Raw genomic sequence first — 19,320 nt, forward strand, 5'->3', positions numbered from 1 at the left:
ACGGGAGAACCTGATTTCATGAATGAAAAGCAACAGCACAACTCGCAAGCACGACATAAACGCACTCGATTGATATTGCCGCTTCTCGCCGGAGTACTGGTGTTCACCGGATCGGTTAATGCGGGGAGCATCCCCGTTGCTAAAGCAGCCACGCAGGCTGCAGTTACTTACAAGCTTGTACAGCAAGGCGAATCTATCGTCACTTCCGGTGTCCGACAGTTAACCTACGCTTGGGTGCCCTCGGACAAGACTAAACCAACCGAAGTACTTCACGTGCTCCAGGTAGATCTCAAAAATCCGTACGTCCAACTCAATGCGATGGGCGGTCCGAAAGGAAGCGTTACGGCAAGACAGTCGGTTGGCGCGATGGTGAAGGAAACAGGAGCGATTGCAGGCATTAACGGAGACGTATTCCGTACGGGAAGCGCAAGCGAAGGCGTGCCCATGGGAGCTCAGATTAATGAGGGGCAACTGCTTGTCAGTACGGAGTTATTGCAAGGAATGTATGCGTTCGGAGTGACAAAGGATCGACAACCGATCATTGATAATTTCATTTTTACCGGACAAGTAACCACTGCCGGCGGTTCAACGTTCGCAATAACGGGTCTTAATAAAGCCGCATACCGAACGGAACCGGACAAAGCTTATAGCCACGTCAATTCGCTGTACATGTACACGAGTGCTTGGACAGCTCCCGAGCGTCCGGCGAACAGTGGCGCCACTCCGACTGAGGCGTTGGTCGTTGATGATATAGTTACCGAGATATCCTCTAAAAGCGCGATTCAGACAGCTATTCCCACGAATGGGTTTATTTTGAGAGGACACGGAACGGCTGCCGATTTCATTACTACCAACTTGGCTGTTGGAGATAGGATCAACACGACGGCCTCGCTTAAGAGTAAGGATGGTAAAATCTATGACCCTTCCGAATTCCAAATGATGGTGAGCGGGCATACCTTGCTAATGGACAAAGGTGCGGCTACTCCTTTCTCGAGGGATATTAGCGGTGTCAGCGGAGGCGCGGATCGTGCCCGCACGGCTGTCGGGTATTCCAAAGACGGCAATACGGCGTACCTGCTTACCGTTGAAGAAAATGGCGGACGCAAAGGGGTAACGCTCAAGGAATTGCAACAGATGCTCGCGGGACTTGGCGTGTGGAAAGCGGTCAACCTGGATGGCGGAGGCTCGACAACGATGGTATCCCGTCCTCTTGGCGAGTTTCAAGCCCAGCTTACCCATCCAACCTCTTATGGAACGACCCAACGTCTTGTGACGAATGGTATTGGTATTTATACGACGGCTCCTCAAGGCGCTCTGAAAGGCATTGTGGCAAGCGGGGCGCAAACCCTGTTCATGGGACAGCAAGCGACATACTCTCTGAAAGCTTATGATACGTATTATAATCCGATCGATCCTAGCGGACTGACTCCGAATTGGAGCCTCGACAATCAAGTGGGTACTTTGGTAGATGGAACTCTCACAGCTACGAAAACAGGTTCGGCAAAGCTGCAAGTTAAATCGGGTAACGCGTCGGACGCGCTCTCGCTCGAAATTATCGGAGAAGCGCAGATTGCCAAGCTGATTGTCGAGCCTAATACAGCGGTGCTTAAGCCAGGAGCGGTAATAAGCGTGCCTGTAAAAGCCCAATTGACGGACGGAAGGCAGCTTCCGGTTCCCGCATCTTCGGTAACATGGGAGTTCCGTGGTTTCAAGGCAACGATGTCCGCGGACGGCAAAATGACCGTAGACAAAGTAGACAACAATATTTCCGCTGGATACGCGATTGCCAGATATGACGGATATGGCGCGGTTGCCGTGCTTGCTCCGGGAACGGAACGTTTGCTGGAAGATTTCGAGAAAGCCTCTTACAACGTAAGTTTCAGCGGCACTCCGCCGGTCGAAACAGTAGGCGCAACCTCTATTACAACCGGTATTCCGGGACGCGAAACTTCCAAAGTGCTGGTATTGGACTATGACTTCACGCTAGGTTCCGGTAAGCGGTTTGCCAATGCCGTGCTTAATGACGGTAAAGGAATTACGATCGATGGAACACCAAGCACACTTACGTTGGACATCTTAGGCGATCAGAGCATGCATTGGTTAAGGGCGGAGTTCACGGATGTGAACGGTAAACCTGCTTACGCAACGATTGCAGATCAAATCGACTGGACTGGATGGAAAAACCTGCGGGTGGACTTGGCGGGAGCAGGGTTAAAAGGACCTGCGAAGTTAACGAAACTCTACATCGTTAACAAAGAAGAAGACCAGGACGAGCGCGCGGTGCAGGGGCAACTGGCTTTTGATAATCTGACCTTGCAATATCCACCGGATCAGATCAAAACCGTCCAGCCGACCATTGTTATGACGGTAGGAAAGAAACAAGCTACTGTCGATGGCAAGAAGGTTACGTTGCCAGGAGCGCCTTTCGTGCAGAAGGGCACCAACACCAACTATTTGCCGTTAAGATTCGTAGCCGATAGCCTTGGGGCTCAGGTCGTCTGGAACAATAAGACGAAAAGAGTGACGGTGCTTCGCGGCGATAAAATGCTAGAGTTGTGGGTCGGTACAGATACGATGACGGTTAACGGGGTTCGGCAACCGGTCGCCACGGCGCCTGTCCTCCTGAATAATAGCGTATATGTACCGGTGCGCATTATTTCCGAGCAATTAGGACAAAAGGTAGATTGGGTTGGCAAAACCCAAACCATTACAATTCATTAATTTTCGGCCGAAGATCTAATCCTTGTCTCGTTGAATACAAGAAATATGGTATGATGTTAACATTGCTAGCGAAATGCGAAGAGGCTTTAAGTAGATAGGGAAGTAACGTATTCAATCGGGCGTCACTGAGTATAGGGGAGTCGTATTCATGGATTTTCATGTAGGCCAAATAGATCGTGTAATCCAGAATGCCATCGCTGTTATGGAAGATAGCAAAGTCCAGGTTTTTGAAATTTGCGAAGTCGCCCGACGCGAGCTGCTTACCCTGACTTATGAGCTGGAAAATGTCTTAAGAGAGACCACTGATACGATAGACAGGGTTGACGGATTGGAGCGGGACTATCGTCTAGCAAGAATCCGTCTAACGGAAGTAAGCCGGGACTTCGTTAGATTCAGTGAGCATGATATAAAGTCTGCTTATGAGAAAGCGACGCAACTTCAACTTGATCTCATGGTATACAGGGAGAAGGAAATCTACCTCAAGGCCCGCCGGGACGAGCTGCAGCAGCGCGTGAAGGGCGTCGAAGTTTCGATCGAACGAGCCGATACGATTAATCTGCAAATGAGTGTCGTTCTAGATTATCTCTCCGGCGATCTGAATCAAGTGACTCGAATACTAGAGTCCGCGAAGAACCGGCAAATGATCGGCCTAAAGATCATTCTAGCGCAGGAGGACGAGCGTAAGCGGGTTGCCCGTGAAATTCACGATGGACCTGCTCAATCTCTTGCCAACTTGGTGCTTAGAACGGAAATCGCGGAACGGCTACTGGAAACGAAAGATTTGGAAGTCGTTCGTAGCGAACTGATCGATTTGAAATCGCAAATTCGGATCGGGTTGGAAGAAATACGCAAAATCATTTTTAACCTCCGACCGATGGCTTTGGATGATTTAGGCTTAGTGCCGACGCTTCGCAAATTCGTGCAGGATTTCGAGGAGAAGACTAGAATCAGGACTGTTTTCGAGACAACGGGCAAAGAGAAACGATTGCCTAGCGCCATGGAAGCCGCATTGTTCAGACTCGTGCAGGAAGGCTTCAGCAACGCTCACAAGCATGCCCAATCCACGTTCGTATCCCTTGAAATGATCTTTCATGAGGACATCGTTCAACTGCTAATAGAAGACAATGGCGTCGGATTCCACTTGGATGTCGTGGAGTCCCGCGTCAACACTCATACACACTTCGGCTTAATCGGGATGAAGGAACGAATCGAACTTCTTCAAGGGAAAATCGATATCGATTCCGCCGTAGGCCAAGGCACGCGTATTAGGATCAATGTCCCAATTAAAGCGGAGTCAGGAAAGGAGTTAATCGCACATGGAGAATAAACCGGCAGCGCGTAAGATCAAAGTGCTTCTTGCCGATGACCATCAGCTTTTTCGGGAAGGGCTTAAACGAATTTTGAATATGGAAAGCGACTTAGAAGTCATAGGTGAATGCGGTGACGGCATCCAGGTGCTCGAGTTCTGTAACAAGGAGAAGCCCGACGTTGTTCTGCTCGACATTAATATGCCGACGGAGAACGGCGTGATAGCTACCGAGAGATTGCGCGATATTTTTCCGGAGATTAAGGTTATCATTTTGTCTATACATGACGATGAGAGCTATGTATTCGAAACCCTTCGCAAGGGCGCGACGGGTTACCTGTTGAAAGACATGGAAGCGGAATCTCTTATCAATGCCATTCGCACGGTTGCGGAAGGCCATGCGTATATACATCCGAAAGTAACGGGGAAATTGATTAATCAGCTTCGCCGCATGACCTATTTGGATGAGATAGGGGCAACTTCGGGTGCTGCAGCTAGTCGGGAGACGGTGACGAAGTTCATCCCTCGCGGCAACAACCCTCTTACTCGCCGTGAAGCCGAAGTTCTTCGCTTGATGGCTGAAGGCAAGAGCAACAAGACGATCGGAGAAAACCTCTTCATCAGCGAGAAAACGGTCAAAAACCACGTTAGCAGCATCCTGCAGAAAATGGAAGTGGATGACCGAACACAGGCCGTCATTAATTCGATCAAATACGGTTGGGTAACCCTATAAACTTAATTCGTTATATACATAATCGATCCACACCATTCACGGCGACCTGGCCAATGACCAGGGCGGCCGTGGATTTTGCATTTTACCTGTTGTAATGTAGAGGTTTCATGGTCACTCGGATTGTCGGAACTCCCCTACCGCTTGCGGCATATATTGTTGAACGAGAAGACGAATCGCTGAGATGGGTTATAGATCAGCCTTTCGTCACTCCCCCTCAGACTAAAGGAGGTGGCCGCAATGTTTCCCGAGTTATTGTGGATCGTTGGTTTCTACGCTGCGGCTGTGGCACTCGTACACTGGATGATTCGTCGAGGTTCCGGCGGAGATCCGCATCATTATGTGCTTGTCGCAGGCAACCACCAAATGCAAATTGAATGGTACATTCGTGCGTTGCAACAGTTCTCTAGACGAACTGGGACAGAGATCGGGATAACGGTAGTGTTAGATCAATCTACGGATGATACCGGAAAAATCATGGAACGATTTGCGCGTAACGGTGATGGGATAGCATGGGTGAGAAGAGACGGAGGTTCATCGGATCATCGGCAAACTACGGATCAAAGGGTTGTGTGGGTGGAACTGGCGCGTACGGACGACGTTTCCAGGCTACCGCTTTGATTCAAATGGCACATAAGGAGTGCTGAAAAAGAATTGCGAAGAAGACGTTTTTGTCATACAATCCTTGTAACGTGTTCTGAATGGAAATCCGGGTGAAGCACACTCTTGGATCGCTGCGATAGCGATTTGGGGGTGTGTTTTTTGTTGTTGGCCATACAAGAGAAAGGGAGGCTGTTCCATGAAAGTCGTATTATACGCGGTTCGTGGCGAGACAAGTATGATGGCGTTTTTTTCTATTGCTTGGGAAGTAGATAAAGAGTTTTGGAACGGCAGAGCAATAGAGATGATCCGGCTTAAACAACCCGTACCGCTCGGGATGGCGGATTATGCTCGTAAAAAGTTGAATGAACGTTGGGATCAAGACGCTAGCGGCTTGGGAAAGGGAGGAAAGAAAGGGGTGAAAGCGCCGAGTAATGAGTGGATTGAGGAATTTCGGCAAATCGTTCAGAGGGCAGGGGACCATTATTTATTATCTGGCTACCTGGATTTAGCGACCGAAAGAATTCAGTGGAGTGCGTATTTGTCCAATGCGAGCGACCTAACTGAGGTAGCGCGATCGATAGCTATACAATTAACCGGTCGCTCCTTGTTAAAGGAAGAGGCCTATCAGTTGTTTGCTGAAGGTGCGCAGAAGAGATATGCTTCCATCGATCCTCTCGCCGCGATACAATACGCGGCACTTAACGGGGCCCTGCAGCTAACCGCTGCCGTAGCCCCGCAACCCCTAGCCGCTCCGCCGCTGCGCGGCTTCCGCGCTTGGGTCGAGCGGCTGCGCGCCGCTCTTCCATTCGGGCTCGCGGCTGCGCCTCGCCACGCCCAAGATTTGGCCTGCCGGCGATGCGGCAGCGGCCCGAACAAGCTGCGGCGTACGGCTTGCGCCGCTTGCGGACAGGCCTGCGCGTATTGCGAGGCCTGTCTGACGATGGGACGCAGCCGCGAATGCGAGCTGCTCATCATTGGCGTTCCGCCAGCGCGCGCTAGTGCCGAATCCAAAGTGTCGCGAACCCGTTCCTCGCAGGCGCCAACGAGGGATTCTCTCTCGCATAAAGTCTCATCCTCTCATCCCCGCATTGCTAATGAACTGGCGTTACGTTGGGGGCTAAGCGAAGCTCAGAGCGCCGCGGCCACGCAAGCTTTGCTATTCTTGAACACTCCGTTTCATGAGCGGGCTAGCCATACCTTCCTGCTCTGGGCAGTCACCGGAGCGGGCAAAACGGAAATGATTTTTCCGCTATTGGAAGCCGTGCTTGCTCGGGGTGGACGTGCGTTAGTCGCTACTCCCCGCCGTGATGTCGTGCTCGAATTGGAGCCGCGGCTAGCCAAAGCATTTCCGGATCAGGAGCGCGTGGTATTGTATGGCGGAAGTTCAGAACGCTGGAAGACCGGCCAGCTTACGCTCGCCACGACTCACCAGTTGCTCAGGTTTCAGGAAGCATTCGATCTTGTGCTGATTGACGAACTTGATGCGTTCCCCTATCACAATGACCCTATGCTGCATTTCGCCGCGGACAAATGCCGCAATAAAACAGGCTGCACCCTATACCTGAGCGCTACACCGCCTCTGCCCTTACAACGGGCCGTTGCCAAGGGGAATCTCGTCTCCGCACGCGTCCCAGTGAGGTACCATGGCCATCCGCTGCCAGTCCCGGGGCGTCTGGTCATCCCGTCAGTGACCCAATTCACCGGTAAGCAGCGAATTCCAGCCAAGTTGCTAAAGCCGCTACGGCGATCCGTTCAGCGAGGAGCCCAGATTTTCTTGTTCGTTCCTTATGTTAAACAAGTGGAACCTACCGTTCGGTTGTTAAGGCGGTACGCGTCGCAGCTTAACATCGAACCGGATTCTATATCGGGCACCTCGTCTAAGGACTCGGAACGATCGGATAGAGTTGTCGCTTTCCGCAAACAAATCATTCAATTGCTTGTCACGACGACGATATTGGAGCGAGGAGTTACGATTCCGAAGAGCGACGTCTACATCCTCGATGCCCACAACCGATTGTTCGATGCCGCTTCGCTTGTTCAGATGTCAGGAAGGGCCGGACGTTCGGCAGTTGATCCGCGCGGTTTCGTGTATTATGGAGCGCCGATGTGGACGTTGTCGCAGCGAAGCTCGATCCGACAAATTCGAGGGATGAACTCTCTCGCGAAACGGCAAGGCTATTTTAAGGACTCACTCTAATGTTGTTTTGTAACTTTTGCAGATCATCCCTCGTCAGATAGGAGAGATTTAACAATGCTATTCAATCTGATTTCTTGGTTTGCACCCTCCCAGCAAGATTGTCCGGTATGCGGAAGGAACGCATCGCAAGCTTCAAGCCCGATCGTCGTTCCGGTCAAACACGCGGAACCGCGGCGTATACTGACGTCTTTGTGCGGTACGTGCAGAAAGTCTATTCCTTGGATCACGCATGCGATTTGCCGGATTTGCGGCAGAGCGGAGAGTTGCGAGGATTGCATTCGACGACAGAATCGGTATTATGCCCTCAGTCGATGCGCCGTCAGATATGATCCTCAGATGAGGGACTGGCTCGCGCTCTATAAGTATCGGGGGAACGAAGGGCTGGAGGCTGTGCTCTCGGCGATGCTCGCTTTTGCTTATGAGCGTCTTTGCGAAGTTACTCCTTCGGGATTCGACGTGATTACCTCGGTTCCCTTAGCGCCCGAGAGATTGCGGGCTCGGGGTTATAATCAGGCCGAAAGATTAGCGATCCGATTGGCGGAATGGTACGGATTGGAGTATCGGCCGATGCTGCTTCGGCTTCGTCATACCGAGAAGCAAAGCCTCAAAACCCGGCGAAGCCGCGTCGTTGACATGAGAGGCAATTTTGCGGCGGTCCCGACGGATTTGGTGTCCGGAACCGTTCTTCTCGTAGACGACATCTATACGACGGGAAGCACATTGGACGAATGCGCTCGGGTATTGACTCAGGCTTTCCCTGAAGCTTCCAGAGAGGTTTATGGGTTATTATGGGCGCGATCATAATCAAAAACCGATGCCAAACGAATATTCTTTTCGACACATTTCTTCCTGTGCTATGATAGAGAGACTTTGTTTGCAATAATAATAGACTCGGTGAAACACACCAGAAGGAGGCGCTATGGAACGGCGGGCTAAATTAACGGAAATCGATATCGTACGCGGCATCGCGATCCTAGGAGTATTGATGGTGCATTCCACCTCGTTCGCTACGGAAGCGATGAAAGGCGCGAGCCTGTATGGCGTATACAATTTCTTGAATATTTTTTCGAAAATAGGGACGACTTCGTTCATCCTTCTTAGTAGCTTCGTGCTGTTCTATAACTATTACCCCCAACCGCTTACGGTTCAGCGCTTCACGAAATTTTACCGCAACCGGCTATTATATATCGTCGTGCCTTATTTGGTATTTTCAATTATTTATTTCATATTGCGTTGGTATCAGAATGGCTTTGCGTGGGATATTTCCGAGATGTGGCCGAGTTTTTTGAAGAAGGTCTCGAAGGGTCAAGCGTACACGCACTTGTATTTTGTGTTCATCAGCATTCAGCTATACCTTTTGTTTCCGATTCTTTTGTTTTTGATGAAACGTTTCAAGTGGTTGGCGGCATCGGCCGTTCTCGTAGGTTTAGCATTACAATGGGCATTTTTCCTATACAACAGAGAGTATTGGCAAGTGACTAACCGGGGAAGTTGGTCTCCGACGTATTTTGGTCAATATTTTCTCGGGGCATGGCTCGGCATTTACTTTGATCGGATCAAGAGCTGGCTCATGATTGCCAAAGCAAACGTAACGAAGGCTAAAGTAACCGTATGGATCTGTTTGTGGACAGCGTGGTTAGCGGCCGGAATTTCGTATGTAACGATTTTCTATAACGCTAGAATGTACAAAACGGCCTATCATAACGCGCTCTATGACGGCTTGTGGGATATCTATACGATGCTCACTCCGCTCGTTCTTATGCAGATCGCCTTCCTTATCGGCGGCAGAATGAAAAGCTCCTTCTGGATTGGGAAGCTTCGTCACTTGGGCATCGTCTCGTTCGGCGTATATTTATTCCATCCGTTGGTACTGCTGATATACAGGAAGTATCCATTGAATGGCGGCGGCACAATGATACATCACGCGTGGTACGCAGGCGGTTTCCTCTGCGCCTTGCTGATCTCTTGGATTGTCGTAACCTTGATTTGCCGTCTGACGAGCTGGTCTTGGATACTGTTCGGCAGCGTGCCTGCACAGTTGAAGGCTGCTTCCGCTGAACCGAAACGTACAGTCGAATCTACGACTTCGTCTCCATCGGCATCCGTTTAGGACGAAAGTCCGCAAACAAATCGATAGCGAGAACTTGAAATATTTAGTACAATACAAGTAAATTGAGGTCGATTGATGTCGGAAATCGGGGAGATGATTAGAGTGGATTTATCTTATTGTCCAAAATGCGGGAGATTGTTCTCCAAAAATTTTCGCGACGTTTGCAATAATTGCCATGCGGATTTAGAGAAAGAATACGAGAGATGCGCCGACCATTTACGTAAAAATAAAGGGATGGATATTCAGCAGTTATCCGAAGAGCTGGAGATCAGCATCAAGCAAATCACGAAGTGGATTCGCGAAGGCCGGATTTCGTTGCTTGACGCTCCGAATATGTCTTATCCGTGCGAATCTTGCGGCGTTCTGATTCGGGACTCGCACCTATGCGATTCCTGCAAGAAGCGGTTGCAACGAGACGTGAAAAACGCCAATACATCGGGGATGTTGCAGCATAATCCGGATGAGGATAGGAACAGAGGCGCTTATCGAATTGGCGATCGTCCTCACGAACGTGGTAAATAATAGTATCTCTAAACATTTCATAATCATTGACCGATAATAGAATTATACATTATCGGTTTTTTCTTATATATCGGGGTGAAGAATGTGAAAATCAACGAAACACAGCGCATTGGTGCCATTAATTCTTACCAAGCGAAATCAGAACAGCGTACGGAAGCGAACGGACGCAAAAGACAATCGGATCAAGTTCACATTTCGGCGGAAGCGCTAGAGATGTTGTCTCACAATCGCGCGGACCAAGCCGAACGGGCTAAGAAGATCGATGGGCTTAAGCAACAAGTCGCAACGGGCAGCTATTTCGTAGATAACGGAAAGCTGGCGGAGAAGCTTCTTCCGTTCTTCAAGTAATTAACGTGATCGTATGGCGGGAACTTCAATATTAATGCTTTCGAAGTAAGGTGGAGTAACATGGCAGTCGACAAAGTGATTACGGTCTTGGAACAATTGGTCGAAGTGCATGAGCAGTTAATCGAGATCGCAACGGAGAAGCGGCAAGGCATCATGGCTAACGATTTGGACGTTCTGAATAGGACGATCAAGTCGGAATCCAAGTGCATTCAGAGATTATCGGTGCTCGACCGGGATCGTCTCGCCGCATCTGCACAGCTGTTGAACGAGAATGGAGTGAAGCCCCAAGGCGGAATTACCCTTCGTCAACTGTACGGAGTCGTGTTCGATCCCGAGCAGCGTTCTCGGCTCGCTAACCTCGAGCTGCAATTGAAAGGCCATCTGAACGAGCTTCGTCAGAGAAATGAGCTCAACCAGCAACTATTGCGTCAATCCATTGATTTCGTTCAATTTTCGATAGAATTGATCGTCCCTCAAGCCGACGATAGTTACATATATAAGAATCCAACGGGATATTCGCCGGATAGTTCCCAGGCCGGTATCTACAACAAACGAGTCTAAAGGGGCGGTAGTGATGAGATCGACTTTCCATAGTATTGAGACGGCAAAGAGAAGCTTGTTTACCGAGCAAGCTCTCATTAATACGACCGGTCATAATATCGCGAATGCGAATACTCCGGGCTACTCTCGTCAACGCGTCAATCTAGTGGCGTCGAGACCGATAGAAGCACCCGGAATGATGCGAAGCAATATTCCGGGACAGCTTGGAACCGGGGTGGAATTTACTTCTATCACTCGAATTCGTGAGCAGTTTCTGGACGATCAATTCCGCAACGCGAATCGCAGCTTAGGCGATGCGAAGATTCAAGCGGACACCTTGTCTAAGTTGGAGACGATTTTTAACGAACCGTCGGACTCGGGGATTCGCACCGTAATGGATAATTTCTGGAAGTCGTGGACCGACTTGGCCAAAGATCCGGAAAGCATAACCGGGCGTAAAATTGTGCGCGAGAATGCATTGGCGCTAGTTGATGCCTTCAATGAGACAAGTAAACACTTAACCGATCTGGAAAATGACTTAACGACTAACATCGATGTTAAAGCGGATGAGATAAACTCGATTACGGACTCCATAGCGAACCTGAACTTTGAAATTCGCCGTCTGGAAGCCTATGGAGATAATCCGAATGATTTGCGCGATCAACGAGATTATCTTGTGGATCAGTTGTCCAATATCGTGAACGTAACCGTAACGAACACGCCTGAAGGCTACGCCATTAACACCGGCGGTATCAATCTGGTAGAGGGGAATGCGGCGACTCCGGTCAATGGCTTAGCGTTAGTAACGGAATTTGGTACTGGCGGCCTGATGGGCGGAGAAGTCGCGGGACTGATTACCTCAAGGGATAAATACGTAGCGGATTATAAAGAACAATTGGATGCCATGGCCAATACGTTGGTCAACGGAGATATCGATATCACGATCCCGGCGGGCTCAACGTACCTCGGTACTAAGCTTGCAAACGATCTTCCAGTAACCGTCCAAGGGATTAACGGATTGCACAAGCTGGGTTATCTATTCAATTCTCCTCCGGCTCTCCCGATATTAGCGGGCGACTTCTTCACTTCCAGCGGCGGTCCGATCACGGCGGAATCTCTTCGCTTAAGCGCCGACATAGCCAGCGATCCGATGCAAATCGCCACTTCTATGCGCGTGGAGAATATTGACGGCTCGGACGAAACGGTCAAGGGCAATAATACGCTTGCCAATTTCATGGCCGGATTGAAAGGAACTTCTATTAAATTCACGCTTACATCTACCGGGAACGGGATTGCCGAGGGTACGATCGATGCTTTCTACGCGTCCATGTTGGGACAACTCGGGGTGCAATCTCAGGCGGCTACCCGTTTAGCGACGAATCAGCAGGATATCGTGACCCAAGTAGATAGCCGTAGACAATCGACAAGCGGAGTATCTTTGGATGAAGAAATGTCCGATTTGATCAAATACCAGCATGCATATTCTGCTGCGGCTCGGTTCATGACGACTGTAGACGAAACATTGGACAAGATTATTAACGGGATGGGAATAGTCGGACGTTAATGCTTCGGTTTGAATAATAAGACACTATAAGGAGGGGTAAACCTCATGGCACTTCGCGTGACGCCGGGTATGATGCATAACAATCTAATGAGGAATATCAATCATAATCTTTCTAGAATGGAAAATCAGCAGAATATGCTGTCCACGGGGCGTAAGCTAAACAAACCGTCTGATGATCCTGCCGGAATCACATACTCGCTGCGATATCGCAGCGAACTTGCAATGAACGAGCAGTATGACAAGAACATTGGAACATCCCTCTCGCAATTAAGCCATACGGATACTGTCTTAGGACAAGTGAATGATTTAATTCAACGCGCGCAACAATTGACGGTTCAGGCGTTGAACGATACCAATCCGCAGAGCGCGTTGGATGCCATTAAGATTGAAATGCATCAACTTTATGAACAAGCCGTAACCGCAGGGAACGATACATTGAATGGCAAATATATCTTTAACGGACAGATGACGGATAAACAACCGTATACTTCAGCGGATGCTGCGACTCAAGACACGGATACGGAAAAATTTCTCATGCGCTTTTCCGCCGGAGTAACGGTACCGATTAATGTTACCGGCGATGAAGTATTCGGTGCATCCGGGGATGCAGACAACCTTTTTCAAGTGTTGAAGGACCTGGAGAGCGCACTTGAGGACCCGGCCAACAAAGATGATCTCCGGGTAGCATATTCGAATCTTAATAGTCGCTATGATAAGCTTATTAATATTAGGTCAGAGGTCGGCGCTCGCACGAATCGCGTGGAACTCATTGATCAACGGCTACAGGATTTGACGCTAAATCTTAACGAACTTCAAGGAAAGACGGAAGATGCGGATATGGCGGAAACGATCATGAAGTTTAATTTGGAGCAAAACGTGTATCAAGCTTCATTATCGACCGGCGCCAAAATCGTGCAACCCACACTTATCGATTATTTGAGATAATTCTTTATTGTGTATCAGGGGGCAATTATGAATGATTTAAGACTATCCATACGACAGAATTATGCGGCAATCGGAATCGATACGTACCCGACTCAGCAGCAAATTCAATCAGCAAGCGGCGATTTACAGATTCAACAGTCTGCTGCGAAGATGGACTTCTCGTCAGAACCTGCACAGCTAATCGTTGATTCCTCACAAGCGCAACATGCTTTGATGAGAGGTCCGAACCTGGAATGGAGCAGTTATGTCACGAGTCAACTCAATGCCTTATTCCATCAGCAGTTGGCAGAGATCGTAGCAGAGGGGAATCGTACGGCTATGATTACAAACCCTTCTAACGCTTTCGCTGAAATTGCGCGAAATAATGTCTTTAGACCCAATCCCGTGAACTATCAAGCCGTCGTTCCAGACGTTGATAATGTTGAAATAACCTATCAGCCTGGAGAGTCGAATACGGTAATTGAAGGATCTCCGACGGAGATTCAGTACGCGGCTAACAAGCCGGATATCCAAGTCATGCCCGGAAAGACGGATATCTATCTTCGTCAGAAGAATAATATTGACATTCAAGTATCATCGTATAATATATTGACTTGAGAAAGCTATAGCCAAGGCTATAGCTTTGTTTTTTAATAAAGGAGGTACTAGGTTGAATTCCTCTATCCAGATTGAAAAAGTTGATTTTGGAGGCAGTATTGTCGGTTTTGAGCAGCTTCGTTATTTTCAGTTCAAGAAGGTGGAAGGAGACAATCCCTTTTTCCTATTGGCTAGCGAAGAGAATGAAGAGATGGAATTCATTATCGTTTCCCCATTCGAGTTTTATCAGGAATATGAAGTTGCAATTAGTGACGATATTAAGCAAGAGCTTCAGATCGAATCTCATGAAGACGTCATGGTGATGTGTACGGTGACCATACATAAACCCTTCAAGGAATCAACATTGAATTTGATTGCCCCACTCCTAATCAATGTGACCAAAGGCGTTGCAAGACAAATCATTCTGAATGGGAGCGCCTATCCGACACGTGCAAAGCTCTTCCCAGTGTCAGCGGAGGGGAATTAGGGATGTTAATCTTAAGCCGTAAGCGCGGCCAGTCTATCATTATCCATAACGATATCGAAATCATTATCACAGCGATCGAGGGGGAACAAGTGAAAATCGGGATTGTTGCCCCTAAAGAATTCGCCATCTTGCGCAAAGAAGTGCTAGAAGAAGTCCGAATAACGAATCAGAAATCCATTTCGACAAAAGATGATATTCAACTTCTGCATACATGGTCAGAAAGTACTAAAAAAAAATAAAAATAATATAAAATTTTCTAAAAAGCTATAAAATAAACTCGAATGTCGTCCGATAATAATAAATGTAAGGCGAAAAGCCTACTCCACATGGAAGTGGAAAAACAATTTCAGGGAGGAAATAAATCATGATTATCAATCACAATCTTAACGCAATGAACTCGCATCGTAACCTCGTATTCAACAACATTCAATCGGGTAAATCGAGCGAGAAATTGTCTTCCGGTTTCCGCATCAACCGTGCAGCTGATGATGCAGCTGGTCTTTCGATCTCCGAGAAAATGCGCTCACAAATCAAAGGCATGAACCAAGGTATGCGCAATACACAAGACGGTATTTCGATGGTTCAAGCGGCTGAGGGCGCAATGAACGAAGTTTCCGACATGCTGACTCGCATGAAAGAACTTTCTGTTCAAGGTTCTAACGGAACGTACAATACGACTGATATTGGTGCTATGGATTTGGAGTACCAAAAGTTGGCAAATGCAATCGATGCTATTGCAACTAACTTTGAATTCAACGGAGTTAAAGTTCTTGATGGAACTGCAACTGCGGTAACGATTCAAACATCGGGTGGTCAAGCAGATTCAGTTGTCATTGATTTCACTGATGCAAGCCTTAAAACTCTGACTTTTGGTGGATTGACTGACCAAACTACTGCCCTTGCAGAATCTCTGGTAATTGACGATGCAATCGAAACAGTTAACAAAGGTCGTTCTACACTCGGTTCGTTCCAAAACCAACTTGAGCACGTGTTTAACAACGTTGGCGTCAATGCTGAGAACTTGCAAGCTGCTGAGTCCCGTATCCGTGACACTGATATGGCAGCTGAGATGATGAAGTTTACTAAATTCAACATCCTGCAACAAGCTTCCACGGCGATGTTGGCACAAGCAAACCAAGCACCGCAAAACGTACTGCAATTGCTTCGTTAATTACAAGTATTGGGGAGGTCCACGGCTTTACGTGGGCCTCTTTTTATTTAAGGAGAATTTCCTATGAAGATTAGCGTCTGTATGATTGTAAAAAATGAAGAATTACAATTGGGTCGCGCGCTCACCAGTATTCCTATCAGTTGTGAAGTAATCATTGTCGATACGGGCTCAACGGATCGAACAATAGCAATTGCGCGGGAAACCGGTGCGAGAGTTTATGAATATGAGTGGAGACATCATTTTGCAGATGCGCGTAACTTCTCCGTTAAGCAAGCGACTGGTGATTACATTTTTATTATGGATGCGGATGAGCAATTATTCGAGAATTGGGAATGTGCTGTTAACGAGCACCTGGCACGATTCCCGGATCAAGCGAGTGCAGTTATGATTCATAATATAACTGAAGGTGATTTGACGGTCCATCATGGTGTTCGCTTGTTTCCTAATAACGGGAAGTATGTTTTTCGGGGTAACGTTCATGAGCAGTTGTATAATGAAGAAGAGCTCGCGCAACCTATTCATAGTGCGATTAAATTGAACCATTATGGTTATTCGAAGGAACAGTATGAATCCAAGGGGAAATTCGAACGCTATGTTCATTTATATAGAGAAGCATTAATACAGGATCCTAATAATGGCTATATGTTATATCAACTTGGGAAATTATACTATTCGCTTAATCAATTCAAGGAAGCCTATGAGCCGCTATCCGCTGCTGTGATGCAGCAACAATTCGATAGGTTATATTATCCACCACTGCTCGTGATGTTCGGATATACGCTGAAAGAACTTAATAATAGCAATCAAGCCTATGAGTTGCTGTTACCGTTAGCGAGTAAGTATCCTAAATTTCCGGATTTGTATTTTCAATTGGGTATACTTGCGATGGAGACGGGACGATTTAATCAAATCGAATCTCATTATAAACAAGCATTAGCAATAGGGGATACAGATCGGTATACGACGGTGTGTGGTTGCGGAAGTTACCGGGCAGCACATAACTTAGGGGTGTTCTATGAGGTTTCTGGTAGAATTAAGGAAGCGTGCGAGTACTACAAACTTGCAGCTGTTCAACAATTTCAGCCTTCCATTCAGCGACTAACAGAACATTTAAAGAAAAGCTAAATAAAACCGGAGATTTATTCGATATATATATTAATAGTAAATTTGGGATTGGGGATGATGAGCATGACAATGCGGATAACGGGTTTGACCTCTGGTATGGATATCGATTCCATGATCAGCAAGCTTATGAAGGCAGAGCATATACCGGTGGATAAGCTTCTACAGAAAAAGCAAACTTTGCAATGGAAGAAAGAGAGTTACAGTAGTATTAACCTCAAACTGTCTTCGTTCCGGGAATCCATATCTTCGTCTCGGTTTTCAGGGGGCTGGAACAAGCTTGATGCCGCTGGCGATACGGTTCGCCTTAGCGAAGATGAGATGGTTACGAAGGTTAAGGATATTTTGAGTAAGTACAACGATTTAGTGAGTAACTTAAATGGAACTCTTACCGAAGACGTCTATCGAGGTTATGCGCCGCTTACCTCAGATCAGAAGAATGATATGAAAGATTCGGACATTGCGGCCTGGGAGAGTAAAGCTAAGAGTGGTCTCTTACGTAACGATGACATTATGAAAAAAGCCTTTAATGAATTACGTGGTCTAGCATCAGCGAAGGTGACAGGTGCTGACTCTGACTACGATACATTGTCGGAGCTCGGAATCACAACTCCCCAATATATGAAAAATTCCCCCGAGAATGGGAAGCTCATTCTTGATGAGGCGAAGCTTCGGAAAGCAATTAAAGATAATCCGGATTCCGTCGTGCAAGCTTTTACTGCACAAAGCGCTACTGATAATACGGCGAAAGGTTTTATTCAACGTGCATTTGAAATTGTAGATACAGCAATGATTTCGGTATCACGAAAGATAAGCGGAGGGATGAATACTGCCGAAAGCCTCAATTCACAGATCGGAAAGATTGAAACGAAGGTGACGGAGTGGAACGCTAAGCTAAACAAAAAAGAAGATCGGTACTATAAGATGTTTTCTGCTATGGAAAAGGCTATTGCGAATGGCAACGCCCAATCTTCATGGTTGGCTCAACAATTTCAATAAATAGGGAGAATAGAAAATGGAGATACAGTCGAATCCACAGCCTATTCAACAACGACCGACAACCAGAGAGGCAGACCCGATTATTCGCGTGAGCGGAGAGTATCTGGTCCTTAAGGAGAAAAGTAAGAGCGAGATTCTTACGGTTAGCGAGAAAGTACTGATGAGTGCGATCGATACCGCAAACAAAAATGTACAAGGCAAGGAACATGAGTTTAATTATAAAATTCACAAATCTACAGGTGATCTTATCGTTCAAATTTTGGATAAAGATACTCACGAGGTCATTCGTGAAGTTCCGCCTGAAAAGTTTATTGATTTAATTGAAAAACTGCAGGAACTTTCAGTAGGAGCTATCATCGACGAGAAGAGGTGAGTTTTGGGTGATTCCTCAAGCGCAAGAAAACTACATGAATACCAAAATTCAAACATCATCTCCAGGAGAGTTGACTTTGCTGCTCTACAATGGAGGAATCCGTTTTCTTAAGCTAGCCATCGGATGCTTGGAACGACGGGATCAAAGCGGCAAGCATACGAACTTTATGAAGGCGCAGAGCATCATTGAAGAATTGCAATCTACTCTAAACATGGAGTACGAGCTTTCCCGTCAACTGAATGCACTCTATTTCTATATCAATGAAAAGATCGTAGAAGCTAATGTGCGACAAGATATTTCTACTGCAACGGATTGCGTACAAATGCTTACCGAACTTAGGGATACTTGGGGCGAAGCCCTCAAAAGCCTAAAAAATGAGGAAAAGGTACAACCATCATGACGACTCAAATTTATCAATGGTTGGAAGAGTTGAAAGAATCAACCGAAGCGATCGCGAATATCGATTTGGAAGAAGAAGCAAACGACGAGTTGCTTCTTTTTCTGCAGAATAAGCAAGTCGAGATCCGGAACCGGATTGATGTATATCGGGATACGAATACTTACTCCTACGATGACAAAGATCGACAGCTTATTAGAGAGTGTCTTGATCTCGAAGATCAAATCAAGCAAAAATTCCAAGCGATGTACTCGGAAGCTAGTAACGAGTTAGCTAGAATTAATTCCGGTAAACGCTCACGAGATGCCTATCAGGGCGAAGAAATCCAATCAATGGGTTATTTTATTGATAGACATAGGTAAAAGTGGTGTCTGTGGAAATATAGTGTAACAAAACTGTCACATTATCGACAATATTTGATGCAACTATATTGAAAGAGTTTGAATAATTTAGTACTATAGTAATATCTTCTAGTTTTATAGATATATAAGAAAAATAATAGGCAAAACTACAGCGATGTAGTGACGCAAAGCCATGGGTCTAATTACCTGCAAGATAAGGAATAGATCGCCAGGTTGCCCGATCGTTTGGTATTCAAACAATAGCAAC

The 19,320-nt window shown here is 47.1% G+C and carries 21 protein-coding genes and 1 riboswitch; all 21 genes read left to right on the forward strand.

Annotated features, from left to right (window positions below; all coding sequences use genetic code 11):
* Positions 1-18 precede the first annotated feature (18 nt).
* The 21 genes from L3D05_RS09840 (at position 19) to L3D05_RS09940 (ending at position 19,073) form a co-directional block, all read left to right on the forward strand.
* Positions 19-2,721: a stalk domain-containing protein gene (locus L3D05_RS09840; protein ID WP_239615856.1), complete on the forward strand. Its 2,703-nt coding sequence runs from the start codon at positions 19-21 to the stop codon at positions 2,719-2,721.
* Positions 2,722-2,869: 148 nt separating this feature from the next.
* Positions 2,870-4,048 carry a sensor histidine kinase gene (locus L3D05_RS09845; protein WP_239615857.1) on the forward strand — a complete coding sequence of 393 codons (1,179 nt, stop codon included), beginning with the start codon at positions 2,870-2,872 and terminating at the stop codon, positions 4,046-4,048.
* Complete coding sequence (locus tag L3D05_RS09850; RefSeq protein ID WP_239615858.1) at positions 4,038-4,760, forward strand: response regulator; 723 nt, start codon at positions 4,038-4,040, stop codon at positions 4,758-4,760. The genes L3D05_RS09845 and L3D05_RS09850 overlap by 11 nt, the downstream gene beginning before the upstream one ends.
* Before the next feature lie 237 nt (positions 4,761-4,997).
* Positions 4,998-5,378, forward strand: coding sequence for a hypothetical protein (locus L3D05_RS09855; protein ID WP_239615859.1), 381 nt, complete (start codon positions 4,998-5,000; stop codon positions 5,376-5,378).
* A gap of 178 nt (positions 5,379-5,556) precedes the next feature.
* Positions 5,557-7,557 carry a helicase-related protein gene (locus tag L3D05_RS09860; RefSeq protein ID WP_239615860.1) on the forward strand — a complete coding sequence of 667 codons (2,001 nt, stop codon included), beginning with the start codon at positions 5,557-5,559 and terminating at the stop codon, positions 7,555-7,557.
* A gap of 54 nt (positions 7,558-7,611) precedes the next feature.
* Positions 7,612-8,361 carry a ComFC family protein gene (locus L3D05_RS09865; RefSeq protein ID WP_239615861.1) on the forward strand — a complete coding sequence of 250 codons (750 nt, stop codon included), beginning with the start codon at positions 7,612-7,614 and terminating at the stop codon, positions 8,359-8,361.
* A 115-nt stretch (positions 8,362-8,476) separates the two neighbouring features.
* Complete coding sequence (locus L3D05_RS09870; protein ID WP_239615862.1) at positions 8,477-9,667, forward strand: acyltransferase; 1,191 nt, start codon at positions 8,477-8,479, stop codon at positions 9,665-9,667.
* A 75-nt stretch (positions 9,668-9,742) separates the two neighbouring features.
* Positions 9,743-10,189 (forward strand): flagellar protein, encoded by a 447-nt coding sequence (locus tag L3D05_RS09875; protein ID WP_239615863.1) that lies wholly within the window; start codon positions 9,743-9,745, stop codon positions 10,187-10,189.
* Positions 10,190-10,273: 84 nt separating this feature from the next.
* Entirely contained in the window at positions 10,274-10,537 is a 264-nt protein-coding gene (flgM, locus tag L3D05_RS09880) for a flagellar biosynthesis anti-sigma factor FlgM (protein ID WP_239615864.1), read from the forward strand.
* Between the two features lie 60 nt (positions 10,538-10,597).
* Positions 10,598-11,098, forward strand: coding sequence for a flagellar protein FlgN (locus L3D05_RS09885; protein WP_239615865.1), 501 nt, complete (start codon positions 10,598-10,600; stop codon positions 11,096-11,098).
* 13 nt (positions 11,099-11,111) lie between these two features.
* On the forward strand, positions 11,112-12,641 hold the full coding sequence (flgK, locus tag L3D05_RS09890; protein WP_239615866.1) for a flagellar hook-associated protein FlgK: 1,530 nt from the start codon (positions 11,112-11,114) through the stop codon (positions 12,639-12,641).
* Between the two features lie 45 nt (positions 12,642-12,686).
* On the forward strand, positions 12,687-13,586 hold the full coding sequence (gene flgL / locus L3D05_RS09895) for a flagellar hook-associated protein FlgL (protein WP_239615867.1): 900 nt from the start codon (positions 12,687-12,689) through the stop codon (positions 13,584-13,586).
* Positions 13,587-13,613: 27 nt separating this feature from the next.
* Positions 13,614-14,183 (forward strand): DUF6470 family protein, encoded by a 570-nt coding sequence (locus L3D05_RS09900; RefSeq protein ID WP_239615868.1) that lies wholly within the window; start codon positions 13,614-13,616, stop codon positions 14,181-14,183.
* Between the two features lie 52 nt (positions 14,184-14,235).
* Positions 14,236-14,649, forward strand: coding sequence for a flagellar assembly protein FliW (gene fliW / locus L3D05_RS09905; RefSeq protein ID WP_239615869.1), 414 nt, complete (start codon positions 14,236-14,238; stop codon positions 14,647-14,649).
* Positions 14,650-14,651: 2 nt separating this feature from the next.
* Positions 14,652-14,888 carry a carbon storage regulator gene (locus tag L3D05_RS09910; RefSeq protein WP_239615870.1) on the forward strand — a complete coding sequence of 79 codons (237 nt, stop codon included), beginning with the start codon at positions 14,652-14,654 and terminating at the stop codon, positions 14,886-14,888.
* Between the two features lie 125 nt (positions 14,889-15,013).
* Complete coding sequence (locus tag L3D05_RS09915; RefSeq protein ID WP_239615871.1) at positions 15,014-15,820, forward strand: flagellin N-terminal helical domain-containing protein; 807 nt, start codon at positions 15,014-15,016, stop codon at positions 15,818-15,820.
* Positions 15,821-15,883: 63 nt separating this feature from the next.
* Complete coding sequence (locus tag L3D05_RS09920) at positions 15,884-16,945, forward strand: tetratricopeptide repeat-containing glycosyltransferase family 2 protein (protein WP_239615872.1); 1,062 nt, start codon at positions 15,884-15,886, stop codon at positions 16,943-16,945.
* A gap of 63 nt (positions 16,946-17,008) precedes the next feature.
* Positions 17,009-17,941 carry a flagellar filament capping protein FliD gene (gene fliD, locus L3D05_RS09925; protein ID WP_239615873.1) on the forward strand — a complete coding sequence of 311 codons (933 nt, stop codon included), beginning with the start codon at positions 17,009-17,011 and terminating at the stop codon, positions 17,939-17,941.
* 16 nt (positions 17,942-17,957) lie between these two features.
* Entirely contained in the window at positions 17,958-18,314 is a 357-nt protein-coding gene (locus L3D05_RS09930; protein ID WP_239615874.1) for a flagellar protein FlaG, read from the forward strand.
* 7 nt (positions 18,315-18,321) lie between these two features.
* Positions 18,322-18,714 (forward strand): flagellar export chaperone FliS, encoded by a 393-nt coding sequence (gene fliS, locus L3D05_RS09935; protein ID WP_239615875.1) that lies wholly within the window; start codon positions 18,322-18,324, stop codon positions 18,712-18,714.
* Entirely contained in the window at positions 18,711-19,073 is a 363-nt protein-coding gene (locus L3D05_RS09940) for a hypothetical protein (RefSeq protein WP_239615876.1), read from the forward strand. Before fliS ends, L3D05_RS09940 begins: the two co-directional genes overlap by 4 nt.
* A gap of 129 nt (positions 19,074-19,202) precedes the next feature.
* Positions 19,203-19,294, forward strand: a riboswitch (cyclic di-GMP riboswitch).
* The last annotated feature ends 26 nt before the right edge of the window (positions 19,295-19,320 follow it).

This window comes from Cohnella mopanensis (assembly GCF_022352055.1).
Lineage (GTDB): Bacteria > Bacillota > Bacilli > Paenibacillales > Paenibacillaceae > Cohnella > Cohnella mopanensis.

Bases quoted from the DNA above. Each gene is read 5' to 3' on its own strand.
- L3D05_RS09855 (WP_239615859.1), top strand. From the start codon at position 4,998: ATGTTTCCCGAGTTATTGTGGATCGTTGGTTTCTACGCTGCGGCTGTG.
- L3D05_RS09900 (WP_239615868.1), top strand. From the start codon at position 13,614: ATGAATGATTTAAGACTATCCATACGACAGAATTATGCGGCAATCGGA.
- L3D05_RS09850 (WP_239615858.1), top strand. From the start codon at position 4,038: ATGGAGAATAAACCGGCAGCGCGTAAGATCAAAGTGCTTCTTGCCGAT.
- L3D05_RS09840 (WP_239615856.1), top strand. From the start codon at position 19: ATGAATGAAAAGCAACAGCACAACTCGCAAGCACGACATAAACGCACT.
- L3D05_RS09875 (WP_239615863.1), top strand. From the start codon at position 9,743: ATGTCGGAAATCGGGGAGATGATTAGAGTGGATTTATCTTATTGTCCA.
- L3D05_RS09865 (WP_239615861.1), top strand. From the start codon at position 7,612: ATGCTATTCAATCTGATTTCTTGGTTTGCACCCTCCCAGCAAGATTGT.
- L3D05_RS09845 (WP_239615857.1), top strand. From the start codon at position 2,870: ATGGATTTTCATGTAGGCCAAATAGATCGTGTAATCCAGAATGCCATC.
- L3D05_RS09930 (WP_239615874.1), top strand. From the start codon at position 17,958: ATGGAGATACAGTCGAATCCACAGCCTATTCAACAACGACCGACAACC.
- L3D05_RS09870 (WP_239615862.1), top strand. From the start codon at position 8,477: ATGGAACGGCGGGCTAAATTAACGGAAATCGATATCGTACGCGGCATC.
- L3D05_RS09885 (WP_239615865.1), top strand. From the start codon at position 10,598: ATGGCAGTCGACAAAGTGATTACGGTCTTGGAACAATTGGTCGAAGTG.
- L3D05_RS09920 (WP_239615872.1), top strand. From the start codon at position 15,884: ATGAAGATTAGCGTCTGTATGATTGTAAAAAATGAAGAATTACAATTG.
- flgL (WP_239615867.1), top strand. From the start codon at position 12,687: ATGGCACTTCGCGTGACGCCGGGTATGATGCATAACAATCTAATGAGG.
- flgK (WP_239615866.1), top strand. From the start codon at position 11,112: ATGAGATCGACTTTCCATAGTATTGAGACGGCAAAGAGAAGCTTGTTT.
- L3D05_RS09910 (WP_239615870.1), top strand. From the start codon at position 14,652: ATGTTAATCTTAAGCCGTAAGCGCGGCCAGTCTATCATTATCCATAAC.
- L3D05_RS09915 (WP_239615871.1), top strand. From the start codon at position 15,014: ATGATTATCAATCACAATCTTAACGCAATGAACTCGCATCGTAACCTC.
- L3D05_RS09940 (WP_239615876.1), top strand. From the start codon at position 18,711: ATGACGACTCAAATTTATCAATGGTTGGAAGAGTTGAAAGAATCAACC.
- fliD (WP_239615873.1), top strand. From the start codon at position 17,009: ATGACAATGCGGATAACGGGTTTGACCTCTGGTATGGATATCGATTCC.
- L3D05_RS09860 (WP_239615860.1), top strand. From the start codon at position 5,557: ATGAAAGTCGTATTATACGCGGTTCGTGGCGAGACAAGTATGATGGCG.